Origin of the sequence: Caulobacter sp. 17J65-9 (genome assembly GCF_010975005.1) — a bacterium.
Classification (GTDB): Bacteria; Pseudomonadota; Alphaproteobacteria; order Caulobacterales; family Caulobacteraceae; genus 17J80-11.
In genome coordinates, this window is the sequence record NZ_JAAIVC010000071.1 from 1 (window position 1) to 16747 (window position 16747).

The 16747-nt window shown below is 70.9% G+C and carries 18 protein-coding genes and 1 pseudogene; 12 read left to right on the forward strand and 7 right to left on the reverse strand.

Annotation, left to right across the window (positions count from 1 at the left end; genetic code table 11):
- Positions 1-555, reverse strand: a 555-nt coding sequence (locus G3573_RS11915; RefSeq protein ID WP_163261305.1) for an enoyl-CoA hydratase-related protein, incomplete at its 3' end; no start/stop codon positions are given.
- 13 nt (positions 556-568) lie between these two features.
- Positions 569-1642: an MBL fold metallo-hydrolase gene (locus G3573_RS11920; protein WP_163261306.1), complete on the reverse strand. Its 1074-nt coding sequence runs from the start codon at positions 1640-1642 to the stop codon at positions 569-571.
- A gap of 162 nt (positions 1643-1804) precedes the next feature.
- Between G3573_RS11920 and G3573_RS11925 the strand changes: the two genes are divergently transcribed.
- On the forward strand, positions 1805-3226 hold the full coding sequence (locus G3573_RS11925) for a hypothetical protein (protein ID WP_163261307.1): 1422 nt from the start codon (positions 1805-1807) through the stop codon (positions 3224-3226).
- A 263-nt stretch (positions 3227-3489) separates the two neighbouring features.
- Here the strand turns inward: G3573_RS11925 and G3573_RS11930 are convergent, their stop codons facing one another.
- Both G3573_RS11930 and G3573_RS11935 read right to left on the reverse strand, forming a co-directional pair.
- Positions 3490-4818: a dihydroorotase gene (locus G3573_RS11930; RefSeq protein ID WP_163261308.1), complete on the reverse strand. Its 1329-nt coding sequence runs from the start codon at positions 4816-4818 to the stop codon at positions 3490-3492.
- On the reverse strand, positions 4802-5791 hold the full coding sequence (locus G3573_RS11935) for a glycosyltransferase family 9 protein (RefSeq protein WP_163261309.1): 990 nt from the start codon (positions 5789-5791) through the stop codon (positions 4802-4804). Before G3573_RS11935 ends, G3573_RS11930 begins: the two co-directional genes overlap by 17 nt.
- Before the next feature lie 44 nt (positions 5792-5835).
- Here G3573_RS11935 and G3573_RS11940 point away from each other — a divergent pair.
- Positions 5836-6651 (forward strand): annotated as a pseudogene (locus G3573_RS11940) (folate-binding protein YgfZ); the annotation flags it as partial.
- A gap of 49 nt (positions 6652-6700) precedes the next feature.
- A complete protein-coding gene (locus tag G3573_RS11945; RefSeq protein WP_163261311.1) occupies positions 6701-8455 on the forward strand; it encodes a serine hydrolase domain-containing protein in 1755 nt (584 codons plus the stop codon).
- Here the strand turns inward: G3573_RS11945 and G3573_RS11950 are convergent.
- The gene (locus G3573_RS11950) at positions 8452-8931 is read right to left on the reverse strand and encodes a hypothetical protein (RefSeq protein WP_163261312.1); all 480 of its coding nucleotides are present in this window, start codon (positions 8929-8931) and stop codon (positions 8452-8454) included. The genes G3573_RS11945 and G3573_RS11950 overlap by 4 nt on opposite strands.
- Before the next feature lie 114 nt (positions 8932-9045).
- On the opposite strand from G3573_RS11950, the gene G3573_RS11955 reads away from it, so the two are divergent.
- Positions 9046-9642, forward strand: coding sequence for a DNA-3-methyladenine glycosylase I (locus tag G3573_RS11955; RefSeq protein ID WP_163261313.1), 597 nt, complete (start codon positions 9046-9048; stop codon positions 9640-9642).
- Positions 9629-10312 (forward strand): ribonuclease HII, encoded by a 684-nt coding sequence (locus tag G3573_RS11960; protein WP_163261314.1) that lies wholly within the window; start codon positions 9629-9631, stop codon positions 10310-10312. Before G3573_RS11955 ends, G3573_RS11960 begins: the two co-directional genes overlap by 14 nt.
- Before the next feature lie 22 nt (positions 10313-10334).
- On the opposite strand, the gene G3573_RS11965 is transcribed toward G3573_RS11960, so the two are convergent.
- Positions 10335-10526, reverse strand: coding sequence for a hypothetical protein (locus G3573_RS11965; RefSeq protein WP_163261315.1), 192 nt, complete (start codon positions 10524-10526; stop codon positions 10335-10337).
- A 151-nt stretch (positions 10527-10677) separates the two neighbouring features.
- Between G3573_RS11965 and G3573_RS11970 the strand changes: the two genes are divergently transcribed.
- From G3573_RS11970 to G3573_RS11980, 3 genes are all read left to right on the forward strand, one after another.
- Complete coding sequence (locus G3573_RS11970; protein ID WP_163261323.1) at positions 10678-11751, forward strand: site-specific DNA-methyltransferase; 1074 nt, start codon at positions 10678-10680, stop codon at positions 11749-11751.
- Between the two features lie 87 nt (positions 11752-11838).
- Positions 11839-12105: a hypothetical protein gene (locus G3573_RS11975; RefSeq protein WP_163261316.1), complete on the forward strand. Its 267-nt coding sequence runs from the start codon at positions 11839-11841 to the stop codon at positions 12103-12105.
- Positions 12106-12107: 2 nt separating this feature from the next.
- Positions 12108-12455 (forward strand): hypothetical protein, encoded by a 348-nt coding sequence (locus tag G3573_RS11980; protein WP_163261317.1) that lies wholly within the window; start codon positions 12108-12110, stop codon positions 12453-12455.
- On the opposite strand, the gene mutY is transcribed toward G3573_RS11980, so the two are convergent.
- Complete coding sequence (mutY, locus tag G3573_RS11985) at positions 12439-13476, reverse strand: A/G-specific adenine glycosylase (RefSeq protein WP_163261318.1); 1038 nt, start codon at positions 13474-13476, stop codon at positions 12439-12441. The two genes, G3573_RS11980 and mutY, sit on opposite strands and share 17 nt — an antisense overlap.
- A gap of 87 nt (positions 13477-13563) precedes the next feature.
- On the opposite strand from mutY, the gene G3573_RS11990 reads away from it, so the two are divergent.
- The 4 genes from G3573_RS11990 to G3573_RS12005 form a co-directional block, all read left to right on the forward strand.
- A complete protein-coding gene (locus tag G3573_RS11990; protein ID WP_163261319.1) occupies positions 13564-14118 on the forward strand; it encodes a DciA family protein in 555 nt (184 codons plus the stop codon).
- 105 nt (positions 14119-14223) lie between these two features.
- The gene (locus G3573_RS11995) at positions 14224-14853 is read left to right on the forward strand and encodes a DsbA family protein (protein ID WP_163261320.1); all 630 of its coding nucleotides are present in this window, start codon (positions 14224-14226) and stop codon (positions 14851-14853) included.
- The gene (locus G3573_RS12000) at positions 14850-15461 is read left to right on the forward strand and encodes a DsbA family protein (RefSeq protein WP_163261321.1); all 612 of its coding nucleotides are present in this window, start codon (positions 14850-14852) and stop codon (positions 15459-15461) included. Before G3573_RS11995 ends, G3573_RS12000 begins: the two co-directional genes overlap by 4 nt.
- A 9-nt stretch (positions 15462-15470) precedes the next feature.
- Positions 15471-16747, forward strand: a 1277-nt coding sequence (locus G3573_RS12005; protein WP_163261322.1) for an AAA family ATPase, incomplete at its 3' end; no start/stop codon positions are given.

Sequence of the window (16747 nt, forward strand, 5' to 3'; positions counted from 1 at the left end):
GGCCTCGGCCGGCAGGGCGGCGTTGGCCAGGCCCCAGGCGGCGGCGGTGGTGCCGTCCACCGCGCGGCCCAGGGCGAACATCTCGTAGGCGCGCACGTGGCCGATGCGGGCCGGCAGCAGCACGCTGGAGGCCGCTTCGGGCACCAGCGCCAGGTTCACGAACGGCACGGTCAGCTTGGCGTCCTCGGCGACATAGACCAGGTCGCAGTGCAGCAGGGCCGTCGTGCCGATGCCGACCGCCACGCCCCGCACCGCCGCCACCACCGGCTTGTCCAGATGGGCCAGGGCGCGCAGCACCCTGAACACCGCCATCTCGCCAGCCGGACGGCCGCTCATGGCGATCATGGCGAAGTCGCCGATATCGTTGCCGGCGCTGAACGCCTCGCCCTCGGCGCGCAGCAGCACCACCCGCACGGCCGGATCGGCCTGCGCCGCTTCCAGCGCCTCGGCGACGGTCACGTACATGGCGTCGGTGATGGCGTTCTTCTTGTCCGGCCGGTTCAGGGCGATGGTCAGGACGCCGCCTTCGAGGCCGGTCAACACCTGGTCGGTCATCGGGTCAGTTCCTTCATGCGGCGCGCCACCAGAGCACGCCGTTTTCGTCGAGCTCGCGGACCGCGCGGCCGCGTCGCTCCAGGCAATTCAGGTGCGCCACGCTCTCGCCGGTCGCCATGCCCAGCATGTCGTCGCCGATGGCGCGGGCGAACAGGGCGCCGAACACGTCGGTGGCCCGCTTCGGCTCCTTCAGCATCCGCTGCAGCCGTTCCAGCGAGCGCTCGTGGCCGCGCGTCAGGCCGTCGAGGCGGTCGTGCAGGCCGCGGAACGGATCGCCGTGCGAGGGCAGGACCAGGGCGTCGGCGGGGATCTCGCGCTTCAGCTTGGCCAGGGAGGCCAGCCAGTCGGACAGAGGATCGGCCTCGGGCTCGGTCGGCCAGACCGAGACGTTGGACGAGATCTTCGGCAGCACCTGGTCGCCCGAGATCAGCACGCCGTCCTCGGCCCGCCACAGGCAGGCGTGCTCGGGCGAATGGCCGTCGCCGACGACGATCCGCCAGGCGCGCCCGTCGATGTCGACCTGGTCGCCGTCCTCGATCCGCCGATAGCCGTCCGGCAGGGGATGCACGCCCTTGCCGAAGCCGCCGAAGCGGGTGCGGTAGCCTTCGAGCTGATCGTCGCTCCAGCCGCAGGCGCGGTAGAAGCGGACGCCCTCCTCCGGCGCCTCGCGGCCGGTGTCGGCCACCAGCACCCGGCAGATCATGTATTCCAGCCGCGTCATCCACAGCCGGCAATCGAACTTCTTGGTCAGCCAGCCGGCCAGGCCGACGTGGTCGGGGTGCATGTGGGTGCAGAGCACCCGCGCGACCGGCCGGCCCTGCAGCGGTCCCGCCAGAGCGGCGCGCCAGGCGTCCTTGCAGGCGGACGAGGCGACGCCGGTGTCGACCACCGTCCAGCCCTCGCCGTCGCGCAGCGCCCAGACGTTGATGTGGTCCAGCGCGAACGGCAGCGGCAGGCGCAGCCACAGCACGCCGTCGGCGACTTCGATCGCCTCGCCCGGCTCCGGGCGTTGGTCGAAGGGATAGATCAGGCTGGGACGACGGGGGGCCGCGTCCGCGTGCGCCTCGTCAGGGAGGCCGTCGCGCACCAGCGCGTCTCCTTTGAAAACGGTACGGCCCGCAATCTGGTCCGAAACCGTCCCCCCGTCAAAGGCCGTTTGGGCGCCCCCCGCGCGCGAAGAGAAAGACCTTGACCCGTCCAACGTACGCGGCGATGGGGTCGAAGTGGTATTGTTCTGGGAGGAACACCTATGAGGCGTCTGGGCCTAACCCTCGCCGCCGTCGCGTCGCTCGGCCTGGCCGTCTCGGCCGCCTACGCGGAAGCCGACAAGTCGCGTGACGACCGCTCGATCGGCGCGCGCACCAGCGGGCGCGAGGTCACCCGCGAAGAGACCGGCAACGAAAGCAACCGCCAGGGCAAGATCGACGACAAGAAGGCCACCGAGCGCGGCATGGCCGAAGCGCCGGCCGTGGCCCAGGCCGCCGGCGTCGCCTGCACCATCGCCGACGCCCGCTACACCGGCAGCGGCAAGTCGGGGAACGTCAACGTCCAGACCTACGAGATCTCGTGCCAGGACGGCCCGGGCTACGTGCTGCTGTCCAAGCCGGACAAATCGGCGGACGCCATCGAATGTCTGGCCGCCAAAGCTTCGGCCGACGAAGCGACCGCCAAGGGCCAGAAGCCCGGCCTGCTCTGCACCATGGCGGCCAACGCCGACCCGAAGGCCCGCCTGCAATCGATCGCCCAGAAGGCCGGCGCCCGCTGCACCGTGACCGACGCGGCCTGGATCGGCTTCAGCGCCTCGACCGGCATGAACCGCTACGAAGTCGGCTGCTCCGAGGGCATCGGCTACATCGTCGACCTGCCGAAGGCCGCGGGCCAGGTGAAGACCACCGACTGCCTGGTGGCCTCCGCCGGCGGCTATCAGTGCAAGTTCACGCCGAAGTCGGCGATCGTCGCCCACATCGGCGCGCTGGCGGCCAAGACCGGCCGTCCCTGCCAGGTGTCCGACGCCCGTCTGCTGGGCGCCACCTCGCGCGGCACCAACTACTATGAAGTCGCCTGCACCGGCGCCTCGGGCTTCGTGTTCGAGACCGACGCGGCGGGCAAGATCGGCAAGCCGATCGACTGCATCGAGGCCTCCGGCATCGGCGGCGGCTGCAAGCTGACCGACGTCGCGGCGATCCAATCCTCCAAGGAAAACGAATACGCCAAGCAACTGACCGCCGCCGGCGTCAGCTGCAACGTCGAAAACTTCCGCTTCATCGGCCGCGAGGGCAACACCCAGCGCGAAGTCGTCGAGTTCGTCTGCGCCGGCAAGCCGATGGGCCTGGTCGGCTTCTTCCCGGCCTCGGGCAAGGCGTCGGCCATCGACTGCCTGCGCGCCGAAAGCCGCGCTCTGAAGTGCCAGCTGACCCCGCGCGCCTCGATCATGAACAACCTGACCTCGGCCATGACCGCCGGCGGCAAGGCCTGCACCGTGGTCAACTACCAGGTGCTCGGCCCGTCCGTGGGCGACGGCGAAGTGCTCGAAGTCGCCTGCGGCGGCGGCGAGAAGAAGGGCTTCATCATCGACCTGCCGGTCGACCGGGTTAAGCCGGCCCAGGCGCTGACCTGCCAGCAGTCGGCCTCGCGCGGCGGCGACAAATGCGCCCTGCCCGAGAACGTCTGACCGACGCCTCAGGCTGAAACGAAAGAGGCCCGCCGGAGCGATCCGGCGGGCCTTTTTCTTTTTGAAGATCTCCCCCCGAGCGGAGCGCTGGGGGGAGCAGGCGGCGCAAGCCGCCGTGGGGGGCTCCAGCGGAGTGGGAGGGTACCGCCGCACACCCCGTGCATCGGTCGAAGTTGGCGTCGTGGAGTGGAGACCGGGCGCTCCGCTGGAGCCCCCCACCGCCGCCCTAACGGGCGTCGGCTCCCCCCAATGGGGGGAGATCTTTACAGCGTCTCCTGGAAGCGCACCGGCTCGCCCAGGTGCGGGGCGATCACCTCGTCGTCGCGCATGACCGCGCGGCCGCGCACGATGGTGGCGGTCGGCCAGCCGGTGACCTCCATGCCGTCGAACGGGGTCCAGCCCGAGCGCGTGGCCATGTCGGCGTGGCGCAGGGTGCGCTTCGCCTTCAGGTCGACGATGGTCAGGTCGGCGTCCCAGCCCTCGGCCATGCGGCCCTTGCCGGCGATGTTGAACACCCGCTGCGCGCCGGCCGAGGTCAGGTCGACGAACCGCTCCAGGGTCAGCCGGCCTTCGGCGACGTGGTTCAGCATGACCGGCACCAGGGTCTGCACGCCCGGCATGCCCGAGGGCGAGGCCGGATAGGGCCGCGCCTTCTCTTCCAGCGTGTGCGGCGCGTGGTCGGAGCCCAGCACGTCGGCCACGCCCTGCTGGACGCCCCACCACAGGCCGGCCTGGTGCTCGGCGCTGCGGATCGGCGGATTCATCTGGGCCAGGGCCTTCAGCCGCTCGTAGGCTTCGGGCGCGGTCAGGGTCAGGTGCTGGGGCGTGACCTCGACGGTGGCGAGATCCTTGTGCGCGGCCAGGAAGGCGATCTCCTCGGCCGTGGTGACGTGCAGCACGTGGATGCGCTTGCCCAGCTCGCGGGCGATGCGCACCAGCCGCTCGGTCGACTGCATGGCGGCGCGCGCGTCGCGCACCTCCGGGTGGCTGGTCCAGTCGCCGGTGCGAGCCAGCGACCGGCGCTCGGCCAGCCGGTACTCGTCCTCGGAGTGGAAGGTGGCGCGGCGGTTCACGTGCTTCAGCACGTCGGCCACGCCCGCGTCGTCCTGCACCAGGAGGGTGCCGGTCGAGGCGCCCATGAACACCTTCACGCCGCAGCAGCCCGGCAGGCGCTCCAACTCGCCGAGATAGGCCGCGTTCTCGTGGGTGCCGCCCATGTAGAAGGCGTGGTCGGTGTGCATCCGGCCCTTCGCCCGGGCCAGCTTGTCGGCCAGGGTGTCGGCGTCGGTGGTGTTGGGCTCGGTGTTCGGCATTTCGAACACGGTGGTGACCCCGCCCAGCACGGCGGCGCGCGAGCCGGTCTCCAGGTCTTCCTTCCACTCGAGCCCGGGCTCGCGGAAGTGAACCTGGGTGTCGATCACGCCGGGCAGGACGGTCAGGCCGGCGGCGTCGATGGTCTCGCCGGCCGAGGCCTGGGCCAGGTCGCCCACGAAGGCGATCTTACCGTCGCGCACGCCGACGTCGGCGATCCCGCGGCCGGCGTGGTTCACCACCTCGCCGCCACGGACGATCAGATCAAACGGCTTCTGCAACTTCACTCTCCGTCTGGGCGTGCAGCGTAACCGCCGCGTCGACCACCGGATCCGCCCTCAGGTCGTACATGTGATTGATGGCCTGGTTCAGGCCCGGGTCGACGGCCCGGAACTCCTGCAACCGCTTCGGACCGCGGATCGTTCGCGCGTCCGCACCCCAGGGGCCCTCGATGGCCTCGTCGGACGGGCCGAAGGCGGCCAGGGTCGGCACGCCGGCCGCCGCGGCCAGATGGGTCCACAGCGAGTCGTTGCCGACGTACAGGCGCGCCCGCTTCAGGGCGGCGCAGGTCTGCAGCAGGTCGAGCTTGCCTTGCGTCTCGATCACCCGGTCGCGCTGGACGGCGAAGCGGATGGTGTGGGCGGCGTCGCGGTCGGCGTCGGCCCCCACGATCATCAGCCGGCCCTCCGGCATCGGACCGTCGGCGCCCAGCAGCGCGGTGGCCACCTTGGTGAAGCGCTCGGCCGGCCAGGTCTTGCCGACCCAGTCCGCGCCGGGCCCGATGGCCAGGATCGGCCCGTCGCGCTTGATCAGGGCGTCGGCGGCGGCTTCGGTCTTGCCGCCGGTGAACAGGAAGGGCGCGGGCGGATCGTCATCCAGCTGCAGCACGCGGGCGGCCTGCAGCACCTTGTGCAGCGGCTCGGCCTCGGCGTCGAGCGGCGCGCGCACCGCGCGCTTCTTGCGGCTCAGCCAGTCCGAAAGCTTGGAGCCGCGCAGGTCGACCACCAGGCCCCAGCGGCGCAGGCGCAAGGACGCCCACAGCTTCAGCCAGGCGCCGCGGCTGTCGCCCTGCACCACGTGCAGCGCCTCCAGCCCGGGCACGTCGCGGTAGAGCGGCGCCGTCTCGGGCCCGCCGACCACAGTAAAGGCCGCGTTGGGGATCTCGTCGTGCAGGCGTTTGAGCACGCCAGACGACAGGATCGAGTCCTCGACCCGCGCCTCGGTCACGTAGAGAATCGGAAAACGTCCCGCCATCAGCGCGGTTATAGCGGGTTGACGCGCAGACGACTAAATGGCGACGCATGACCGTCTCGCTCGCCCGCCTCGACAGCCGCGCCCTGCTGCGCGTGACCGGCCCCGATCGGGCCAGTTTCCTTCAGGGTCTGCTGACCAACGACGTCGAAAGCCTGGCCCCGGGCGAGGCCCGGTTCGCCGCGCTTTTGACCCCGCAGGGCAAGTTCCTGTTCGACCTTTTCGTCATCGCCGAGCCCGACGCCCTGCTGCTGGACGTGCAGGCCGAGCGCCGCGCCGACCTGGCCCGGCGGCTGGCCATGTACAAGCTGCGCGCCAAGGCGGAGATCGCCGAAGACGACCGGGCGGTGTTCGCGCTCTGGGGCCAGCCCGCGCCGGAGGGCGACGCGCTCTGGGTCGCCGATGCGCGACTTCCGGCGCTCGGCCTGCGGGGCTACGGCGCGGCCGACCCGACCGCCGCCGAAGACGCCTACGAAGCCCACCGCCTCGCGCTGGGCGTGCCCGACCCGGCGCGCGACTGCCTGGCCGACAAGACCTTCCCGATCGAGGCTGACTTCGACCTGCTGCACGGCGTCGACTTCAAGAAGGGCTGCTTCGTCGGCCAGGAGACGACCTCGCGCATGAAGCGGCGCGGCCAGATCAAGAACCGCATGCTGCCGATCGCCTTCGAGGGCCCCGCCCCCGCCTTCGGGGCCGAGGTGCTGGCCGGGAGCCTGCGCGCCGGCGAGGTGCTGTCGGGCCGCGACGGCCGGGCCATGGCCCTGGTGCGGCTGGACCGGATCGACGGGGTCGAGCTGACGGTCGACGGGCGGCCGGTCCGGATCGAGCGGCCGGCGTGGTTCCCCGACGTGGAACCCCTTTAATTACAACGATCCCGAGGTTAAGCTCCGCTCGAGTCTCGGGGGGAGTCACATGCGCATCGATCGTCGCGGCCTTATCGCCGGCGCGGCGGGCCTGGCCGCGATGGCCCGGCCGCTCGACGCGTTGGCCGCGCGCAAGCCGCGCGAAGACCGCCCGGCCGGCATCGACGCCTATCTCGACCGCCTGCAGACCTTCGGCTTCTCCGGCGCCCTGTTCACCGTCGAAAACGGCCGCGCGGCCTTCCATCGCGAGCTGGGCTGGGCCGACAAGCGCCTGGGCGTCCGCTTCTCGCGCTACACGCCGTTCAACATCGCCTCGATCACCAAGACCTTCACCGCCGCCGCCGTCATGCGCCTGGTCGAGGAAGGCGTGGTCGCGCTGAACGACCCGCTGCGCCGGTTCTTCCCCGACGCCCCCGAAGACAAGGCGGCGATCACGCTGGCCCAGTTGCTGTCGCACAGCTCCGGCCTGGAGCGGCAGATCCTGCGCGGCAAGGATCCGCTGACCCGCGAGGAAGCGACGGCGAAGATCCTGGGCTCGAAGCTCAGCGCCGCGCCGGGCGAACGGTTCAACTACTCCAACGAAGGCTTCCGCCTGCTGGCCGCCGTGGTCGAGGTCGCGTCCAAGCGCAGCTTCCGCGCCATCGTGGACGAGGAGATCTTCACCCCGGCCGGCATGGCCAATTCCGGCTTCGCCCCGGACTACCGCACCCGCGCCACGATCGCGCGCGGCTGCAACGAGTGGAAGGCGCTGGCCAGCTTCCGCGAGGCGCAGAACCCGGGCTGGTACGAAGGCGCGGGCAACATCGTCTCGACCGCGGTCGACATGGAGCGCTACGTCACGGCGCTGGAGGCCGGCGCCATCGTGCGTCCCGACAGCCTGGCCCAGATGTTCGCCCCGCATTCGCCGCCGACCGGCATGGGCGGCGTCGAGGGCTACGGCTACGGCTGGTATTCCGCCAAGCCCGAGACCAGCCCGCCCTTCGTCTTCCACGGCGGCGACAACCCCGGCTACCACAGCGAGCTGCGCTGGTATCCGTCGACACGGCGCTGGGCGTTCGTGGTCACGACGCGGGAAGCCTACGACGACTCCGGCGCCGGCGTGGCGACCTACAAGAGCGGGGTCGTCCGCGACGTCGTGCGCTACCGCGAGGACATTCCCGTCGACGCGCCGCCCGAAGTCACCGCGGTCCGCCGGGATGTCGAGCGCCGGCTCGCCGGCCGCTGGGTCGCCGGCGACGGCGTGATCGAGTTCAAGCGCCTGGATCCGAACGACCAGCACCTCACCGTCATCGCCACCGGCCAGCCGGCCGCCGACGCCCTGGTCGGGGCCGACGAAGAGATGGAAAGGCGCCTCGCCGCCGCCAACGCGCGCACCCTGCGCCTGGCCGAGGCGATCGCCCGCGAGGACGCGGACGGCCTGAAGCCCCTGCTCGGCGACCTCGGCTTCTTCATCAAGGGATGGCTGGCCGACTTCGCCGCATGGCGCGAGGCGTCCGGCGCGTTCCAGGGCCTGGGCCGGCCCACCTCGCGGCCGACCCCGTACGGGACCGACCAGATCCGCACCCACCTGCCCTTCCGGTTCGAGAAGGCCGAGGTCGTGCTGGAGTTCACCTGGAACGGCGAAGAGCTCTACGAGACCATCTCGGAGACCGGCGCGCCGTCTTCGGTGGTGCTGCCGATGGCCACGGCCGGCGAGCAGACCTACGTGACCTACGACTTCGTCACCCGCCGCATCGTCGGCGTGCGGATCGACAGCCGTGATTCCATCGTGGTCGGCTCGACCCGGTTCCAGCTCCAGGCCTAAGGGCAGAAGGCTTCCCGGCCGGGCGTTTCCGCCAGGGTGACGAACAGGGCGCGCGTGGGCTGATTGTCGTCCGCCGTCCCGCTAATCAGCACGATGAACGATCGGTCCCCCGGCGCGGAGCAGTAGGCGTCCCGGAAGGCGAAATCCCGCGGCGGCGGCGCCTGCACAGGCGTGTAACCCCGGTCGCCGAAAAGCTTTGAAAGCTCGGCACGGATCGCGCTGGGCCGCAGGGCGGCGGGAAGCTCGTCAGGCGGCGACGCCACCATCTTGACCACGCAGCTCCGCCGGTCCCCGTCGCGCCGGTCGATCGTGACCAGGCGATCAGATGCTGTTCCAGCATTCGGGGCGGGAGCGCGATCGACCACGAAGGGAAGGCACTCGTGCGAAATCGCCTCGCCGACCGCAGACGGCGCGGCCGCCGACGCCGCGCCCCCTGTCGTCAACGCCAGCGCCAAACCGACAACCAGACCGCGCATTCGAGCCTCCCCCAGCCTCGACGACGACTGTGTCCCGAGTGCGTTTCGAACTCAACGCCCACCGATGTTCATGGTAGGTTCTCGCCCGACCCGACTCCGGGTAAGCGTCGCGTCATGACCGCTCCCTGCCGCTGTCCCTGGCCCAAGGACGACCCGCTCTACTGCGCCTACCACGACGAGGAGTGGGGCGTGCCCGAGTACGACTCCCGCGCCCTGTGGGAGAAGCTGGTGCTGGACGGGTTCCAGGCCGGGCTGTCGTGGATCACCATCCTGAGAAAGCGCGACGCCTTCCGCCGCGCCTTCGCCGACTTCGATCCCGAAGTGGTCGCCCGCTACGGCGAGGACGACGTGCAGCGGCTGCTGGGAGACGCAGGCATCATCCGCTCGCGGGCCAAGATCGAGGCGGCGATCAAGGGCGCGCGGGTGTTTCTCGACATGCGCGAGAAGGGCCAGGAGTTCGGCCCGTGGATGTGGTCGTTCGTCGACGGACGCCCGCTTCAGAACGCCTGGGACGCCATGTCCCAGGTGCCGACCCAGACCCCGCTTTCGGTCGACGTGTCCAAGGCGCTGCGGGCGAAAGGCTTCAATTTCGTGGGCCCGGTGATTGTCTACGCCTGGATGGAGGCGACCGGCCTGGTCAACGACCACCTGACGACCTGCTTCCGTCACGGCGAGGTCCGTCGTATGGCCGGGCTCGATGAAGTCGCCTAAGTCCCCCGGTAAGCCCGCTCGCCGTCCGGCCCCGCGCCTCGGTCCGAACCTGACGCTCGAAGCCCTGTGCGAGGGCGTCGTGTGCGGCGTCGACGAGGCCGGTCGCGGCCCGTGGGCGGGACCGGTCTGCGCGGCGGCGGTGATCCTGCCGGCCGACGGCGGCCCCCAGGGGATCGACGACTCCAAGAAGCTGAACGCCAGGCAGCGCGAGACGATGGAAGGCGAGATCAAGGCCAAGGCCCTGGCCTGGGCGGTGGCCTTCGCCACTGTCGAAGAGATCGCCGAACTCAACATCCTGCACGCAACCGGCCTGGCCATGCGCCGGGCCGTCGAGGCCCTGAGCGTCACGCCCGTCATCGCCCTGGTCGACGGCAACTACCGCTTCCCCCTGCCCTGCGAAGTGCGCCCGGTGGTCGGCGGCGACGCCCTGTCCCTTTCGATCGCGGCGGCCTCGATCCTGGCCAAGACCGCCCGCGACCGGCTGATGGTCGAGGCCGACAGCCTCTATCCCGGCTACGGCTTCGCTTCGAACAAGGGCTACAACGCCAAGATCCACACCGACGGCCTGCGCCGGCTGGGGCCGTCGCCGATCCATCGGATGGCCTGGGCCCCGGTGAAGGCGGCCCTGGCGGGCGAGCTATTCGAGTTCGAGGACGAGACCGTCGACTAGAGCTTGAGCGCGACGGGCTGCTCTAGAGATGCAGCCAGGCGCCGGCGAGCATGCCGACGAAGGCCCAGAACACCGTGCCGATCATGGCCACCGCGGTGTCGGACAGTTCGACGTAGTCGTCTTGAGGGATCGCCCGGGCTCGAGCCTGGGCGCGCGGGACGCTGCGAATGCGATCGTTGTCGTTGCATGCGGCCGGACGAATGGAAACGGCCATCACGGGTACTCCACACACGCCAGTCACTGTTGACGTAACGTGGGTTTCCCCTTGACGTTCCTAGGTCGGCGCGGCTCCGTTAACCACGCTTGGTAACGGCGTTTTCACCAACCGGACGCATGGGTGGAGATTCGGAATCGTGAGCGGACCGATGATCCAGACCGACGTTGTTTTGACCGGCGATTGCATCGAGGTGCTGAGGAGCCTCCCCGATCGCTCTGTCGATCTGGTGTTCGCCGATCCGCCCTACAACCTGCAGCTCGGCGGCGAACTGCTGCGGCCCGACAACTCGAAGGTCGACGCTGTCGACGACGAGTGGGACCGCTTCGCCAGCTTCGAAGAATACGACCGATTCTGCCGCGATTGGCTACGGGAATGCCGCCGCGTCCTGAAGGACGACGGCGCGATCTGGGTGATCGGCAGCTATCACAACGTCTTCCGCCTGGGCGTCGCGGTTCAGGACCTGGGCTTCTGGGTGCTGAACGACGTGGTGTGGCGCAAGTCCAACCCCATGCCGAACTTCAAGGGCACCCGCTTCACCAACGCGCACGAGACCCTGATCTGGGCCACCAAGTCGCGTAACCAGAAGCGCTACACCTTCAACTACGACGCCCTGAAGGTGTTCAACGACGACACCCAGATGCGCTCGGACTGGACCATTCCGCTGTGCACCGGCGACGAGCGGCTGAAGGACGAGAACGGCGTCAAGGCGCACCCGACCCAGAAGCCGGAGGCCCTGCTGCATCGCGTGCTGCTGGCCTCGACCAAGCCGGGTGACGTGGTGCTGGACCCGTTCTTCGGCACCGGCACCACCGGCGCCGCCGCGCGCCGCCTGGGCCGCCGCTGGATCGGCATCGAGCGCGACGAGACCTACGCGAAGTTCGCCCGCGAGCGGATCGAGAAGGTGCAGCCGGTCTCGCCGGAGGACCTCGAAGTGGTCGGCTCCAAGCGGGCCGAACCGCGCGTGCCGTTCGGCACCATCATCGAGGCCGGCCTGCTGCGTCCGGGCGATCGCCTGTTCTGCCCCAAGGGCGAGCGGGAGGCGCGCGTGCGCGCCGACGGCAGCCTGATCCACGGCGACCTGACCGGCTCGATCCACAAGGTCGGCGCCATGGTGCAGCAGGCGCCCGCCTGCAACGGCTGGACCTACTGGCACTTCCGCAGCGACCGGGGCCTGGCTCCGATCGACGTGCTGCGCGCCAAGATCCGCGCCGGCATGAACTGAGGGTTTTTCGAGACGGAACCGTCGCCGCGACCCGAGGTTTGAACCTCCGACCGTCACCCTGACGACGGTCGGAGCCGGGAGGCCGCGATGAAGCCCCTCGAGCAGGTCGGCGTCTTCTGGCAGGTCGCCGCCTGGCGCGCCCTGATCATGATCGGCGCCCTGCTGCCCGGCATGGCGCTTTCCGCGCTGATCGGGCAGGAGGACTGGCTGGGCGGCTACATCACCGCCGATCTGCTTTTGACCCTCGCCCTGCGCCCCCTGCTCACGCCCCTGGGACCGCGCGCCCAGGCCTTGCACATGGCCCTCGCGGTCAGCTGGGCCTGCGGGCTGTTCTTCGTGGCGCAGTTGCTTTGAACATGTCGCTCGGCTTGCGCCGACCGGCGAGGCCGTCGCCCCCCACGCCCGCCCGGTCTGTCCCTCATCCCCTGGCGGCGCCGCTGCGGCTGGCCCTGGTCTGCCGCGGCGTGATCGTGCTGGCCGCCGCCGGCACGGCGGTCGTGTACGGCATGCTGGAGGAGGACTGGAGCCGGTTCGGGGCGGTCTACGTCGCCGCCGACTTCCTGCTGACCGTGGTCGCCTGCTTCGACGCGCTCAGGTCCGGCCTCTATGCGCTGGGAATCCACGTGGCGATCTCGATCGCCTGGCTGACCTTCGCCGCCTACCTCGCGCCCTGGGCGGCCGAGCGGCTCATGACGCTCGCCTGACCGCCTTCAGGAATACGCTGGGCAGCGCCCCCAGCCCTTCGCGCCCGGTCCACTCCGCCGTCTCGAACGCCTCGGCTTCGGCCCGGCGCACCTGCAGGCTCAGGGCGAAGTGGGTGAAGACGTGCTCGATCTCGCCCGCAGCGGCGCACGGCCCGCCCACCGGCGAGGCGGCGCGCGCGTCGGCCTCGCTCCATGGCTCGGACCGCCAGTCGGTGGTGGGCAGGCCCAGCATGCCGCCCAGCAAGCCCTTGGACGGGCGGCGCACCAGGGCCACCTCCTCCCCGCGCGTGACCACCCAGGCGACGCCGTATCGCCTCGGGCGGGCGGCCTTGGCCTCGCGCCGCGGATAGGTCTCGGCCGCCCCGCCGGCGCGCGCGGCGCAAGCGTCGGCCAGCGGGCAGCGGTCGCACAGCGGCCCCTTCGGCCGGCACACGGTCGCGCCCAGATCCATCAGGGCCTGGGCCCAATCGCCGGGACGTTCCTCGCCGACGAGGCCGCCGGCCAGCCGCTTCAGCTCAGGCTTGGCGGAGGGCAGCGGCGTCTCGACCGCGAACAGCCGGGCCATGACCCGCTCGACATTTCCGTCGACCACGTTGGTCGGCCGGTCGAAGGCGATGGCCGCCACCGCCGCGGCCGTATAGGGCCCGACGCCCGGCAGGGCCGCCAGGCCCGCCTCGGTGTCCGGAAACACGCCGCCGTGCAGAGACGCCACCGCCCGCGCGCAGGCCAGCAGGTTGCGGGCGCGGGCGTAGTAGCCGAGCCCCGCCCAGGCGGCCATGACCTCCGGATCGGCCGCCCGGGCCAGGTCCGTCACCGTCGGCCAGCGCCGGGTGAATTCCAGGAAGTACGGGGCGGCGTGCGGCACGGTGGTCTGCTGCAGCATCACCTCCGACAGCCACACCCGGTACGGATCGGCGCGCACGCCTCGGGCGTGCTCGGCCGGGCCGACGCGCCAGGGCAAGGCGCGCGCGTGGGCGTCGTACCAGGACAGCAGGGCGGACCGGAGCGCGGCGGCATTCATGCCCCTCCCATAACCGCCCCCGCGACGCGGACGCAAAGCGCGCTTCGCCGCCTTCGCCCGCGCCCTGCGATGGGTTAGGGTCGGCCGATGCCTCGTCGCCTGCCCACGCCCGAAGAGACCATGCGCATCCTGGCGCAGAAGCGGACCCGTCCGGCCCGCAAGCCGCCGCGCACGGCCGGCCGGTCGCTGGCCAAGTTCATCAAGACGATGGACGAGAAGTTCGGCCAGGGCCCGGGCGTGCTGCAGGCCCGCTGGCGCGAGATCGTTGGCGAGCGCCTGTCGCGCCAGACCGAGCCGGTGAAGCTGACCAAGGGCCGCGCCGGCGCGCCCGGCGCGCTGGAGATCCGCGTGGCCGGCCCGGCCGCCGCCCTGATCCAGCACCAGACCGGCGAGATCCTGGAGCGGGTGAACCTCTACCTCGGGGCCGGCGCGGTCGGACGGCTGCGCATCGTCCAGGGCCCGGTGAAGGCGCAAGCCCTGCCGCCCTCGGCCGGCGGCCGCAAGCGCCGCTCCGTGCCGCTGGACGCCGCCGCGGAAGCCGAGCTTTCCGCCTCGCTGGACAACGCTCCGGAAGGCCCGATGAAGGACGCGCTGCTGCGTTTGGGGCGCGGCGTCCTGCGCAACGATCCCGAGCGGCGTTGACAAAACTTCGCCGCGCCTGTTCTCGACTATGGACAAACAAGACGTAGGCGCGGCGCCGTAGGGGAATCGCGCTTAACTCGTAAATCGACTGGGAGACGCCTGAACATGCGCGCCATCGCCCGCCGCACCCTGATCCTCGCCGCCACGGCCGTCGCCGCGCTCAGCCTCGCCGCCTGCGGCGACAAGGGCGGCGCCAAGGGCGCCGGCGCGCCCGACGACATGACCCTGGGCAAGGCTGATGCGCCCGTCACGGTGATGGAATACGCCTCGCCGACCTGCCCGCACTGCGCCAACTGGAACGCCGAGGTGTTCCCGGCCTTCAAGGCCAAGTACGTCGACACCGGCAAGGTCCACTACGTGTTCCGCGAAGCGCCGATCCACGGCGCGGTGGACGCGGCGACCTTCCTGCTCGCCCGCTGCGCCGGCAAGGACAAGTACTTCGAAGTCGTCGACGCGATGATGCGCAACCTGCCGCAACTGTCCGAGGGCGAGGACCCGCGCGCCGTGCTCCTGCGCGTGGCGCAGTCGGCCGGCATGGACGAAGCGAAGTTCAACGCCTGCGTCGGCGACGAGGAAGCTCTGAAGCAGCTCAACGCGCGCATGGAAAAGGAAATGAAGGAATTCGACGTGGACTCCACGCCGACCTTCATCATCAACGGCAAGAAGGCCGACTTCATGGGGCCGCCCACCATGGAGCAGCTCGACGCCGCCATCCAGCCGCTGCTGAAGAAATGAACCTGACCCGCCGTCTCCTGCTCGCCGCCGCGTTCGCGCTCGCCCTGCCGGGCGCGGCCTCGGCGGCCGAGGGCGACATGAGCCTGGGCGACCCCAAGGCCAAGGTGACGGTGATCGAGTACGCCTCGGTCACCTGCAGCCACTGCGCCCACTGGCAGGAGACGGTGTTCGACGCCTTCAAGGCCAAGTACGTCGACACCGGCCAGGTCCGCTACGTCCTGCGCGAGCTGCCGACGCCGCCGTTCGAAGCGGCCACCGCCGGCTTCATGGCGGCGCGCTGCGCCGGCGACGACAAGTACTTCCAGGTGGTCGACGCCCTGATGCGCAGCCAGGCGCTGCTGCAGGTGAGAGGCGGCAGCGACCGCTGGCTGCGCAACGCGTCGGGCCTGGACCCGGTCGGCCTGCAGCTGTGCCTGATGGACAAGGCCGCGCTCGACGCCTCCAAGGCGCGAATTCAGGCCAACGCCGAAGAGTACGGCGTGAACAGCACGCCCACCTTCATCGTCAACGGACGCAAGCTGGACCTGGACCACCCGCCCACCCTCGAAGAGCTCGACCAGGCGATCCAGCCGCTGCTGACCGCCAAGGCGAAGAAGCCCAGGAAGTAGGCGCGGCCCGTGCACTTCCAGCGCCTTCGCCTCAGCGGGTTCAAGTCCTTCGTCGACGCCACGGATTTCCGCATCGAGCCCGGCCTGACCGGGATCGTCGGGCCGAACGGCTGCGGCAAGTCGAACCTGCTCGAAGCCCTGCGCTGGGTGATGGGCGCCAACAGCGCCAAGGCCATGCGCGGCGCAGGCATGGACGACGTGATCTTCGCCGGCTCCGGCGGACGGCCGTCGCGCAACCACGCCGAAGTCTCGCTCTCGATCGACAACTCCCTGCGCCGCGCGCCCCAGCCCTTCACCGACTCGCCGGTGCTGGAGGTGGTGCGCCGCATCGACCGCGGGGCCGGCTCGACCTACCGTGTGAACGGCAAGGAGGTGCGCGCCCGCGACGTGCAGCTGCTGTTCGCCGACGCCTCGACCGGCGCCAACTCGCCGGCCCTGGTCCGCCAGGGCCAGATCTCCGAACTGATCGCCGCCAAGCCGCAGAACCGCCGCCGCATCCTCGAAGAGGCCGGCGGCGTCTCGGGCCTGCACACCCGCCGCCACGAGGCGGAGCTGCGCCTGAAGGCCGCCGAGACCAACCTGTCGCGCCTGGAGGACATCGGCCGCGAACTGGACTCGGCCCTGAACCGGCTGAAGCGCGAGGCCCGCCAGGCCGAGCGCTACAAGAAGATCTCGGCCGAGATCCGCGCCCTGCAGAGCGCCGTGCTCTACGCCCGCTGGAGCGAGGCCCGGGACGCGGCCCAGAAGGCCAAGTCCGAGCTGCGCGAGATCGAGCGAGCGGTGGAGGACACCGCCCGCGCCGCCGCGGTCGCCACCGCCGAGGCGCTGAAGGCGCAGGAGGCGCTGAAGCCGCTGCGCGAAGAGGACGCCGTCGCCGCGGCCGTCCTGCACCGCCTGACGCTCGAGAAGGACCGCCTGCAGCTCGAGGAGAAGCAGGCCCGCGCCGAGGTCGAGCGGCTGAAGGCGGAAGTGGCGCGCATCGACGCCGACGCCGAGCGCGAAGGCCGGCTGGTCGAGGACGCCAAGGGCCAGCTGGACCGGCTGAACGCCGAGATCGTCGCCCTCGAAACCGAGATCGCCGCCGCCCCCGAGCGCGGCCCGGAGCTGGAGGCCGCCTGGCGCGCCGCCTCCACCGCCCGCAACGAGATCGAGGCCCAGGTCGAGCAGCTGGCCACCCGTCTGGCCGCCGAAGAGGCCCGCGCCAACGCCGAGGCCGCTCGCCTGCGCGACGCCGAGGCCCGCCTGGCCCGCGCCGAACAGGCCCTGCGCGCCGCGCAAGCCGAGCG

Coding starts and splice junctions, on each gene's coding strand:
- G3573_RS11995 (WP_163261320.1), top strand. CDS start 14,224: ATGCGCGCCATCGCCCGCCGCACCCTGATCCTCGCCGCCACGGCCGTC.
- G3573_RS11945 (WP_163261311.1), top strand. CDS start 6,701: ATGCGCATCGATCGTCGCGGCCTTATCGCCGGCGCGGCGGGCCTGGCC.
- mutY (WP_163261318.1), bottom strand. CDS start 13,476: ATGAATGCCGCCGCGCTCCGGTCCGCCCTGCTGTCCTGGTACGACGCC.
- G3573_RS11960 (WP_163261314.1), top strand. CDS start 9,629: ATGAAGTCGCCTAAGTCCCCCGGTAAGCCCGCTCGCCGTCCGGCCCCG.
- G3573_RS11980 (WP_163261317.1), top strand. CDS start 12,108: ATGTCGCTCGGCTTGCGCCGACCGGCGAGGCCGTCGCCCCCCACGCCC.
- G3573_RS11935 (WP_163261309.1), bottom strand. CDS start 5,791: ATGGCGGGACGTTTTCCGATTCTCTACGTGACCGAGGCGCGGGTCGAG.
- G3573_RS11950 (WP_163261312.1), bottom strand. CDS start 8,931: ATGCGCGGTCTGGTTGTCGGTTTGGCGCTGGCGTTGACGACAGGGGGC.
- G3573_RS11955 (WP_163261313.1), top strand. CDS start 9,046: ATGACCGCTCCCTGCCGCTGTCCCTGGCCCAAGGACGACCCGCTCTAC.
- G3573_RS12000 (WP_163261321.1), top strand. CDS start 14,850: ATGAACCTGACCCGCCGTCTCCTGCTCGCCGCCGCGTTCGCGCTCGCC.
- G3573_RS11975 (WP_163261316.1), top strand. CDS start 11,839: ATGAAGCCCCTCGAGCAGGTCGGCGTCTTCTGGCAGGTCGCCGCCTGG.
- G3573_RS11970 (WP_163261323.1), top strand. CDS start 10,678: ATGATCCAGACCGACGTTGTTTTGACCGGCGATTGCATCGAGGTGCTG.
- G3573_RS11990 (WP_163261319.1), top strand. CDS start 13,564: ATGCCTCGTCGCCTGCCCACGCCCGAAGAGACCATGCGCATCCTGGCG.
- G3573_RS11965 (WP_163261315.1), bottom strand. CDS start 10,526: ATGGCCGTTTCCATTCGTCCGGCCGCATGCAACGACAACGATCGCATT.
- G3573_RS11925 (WP_163261307.1), top strand. CDS start 1,805: ATGAGGCGTCTGGGCCTAACCCTCGCCGCCGTCGCGTCGCTCGGCCTG.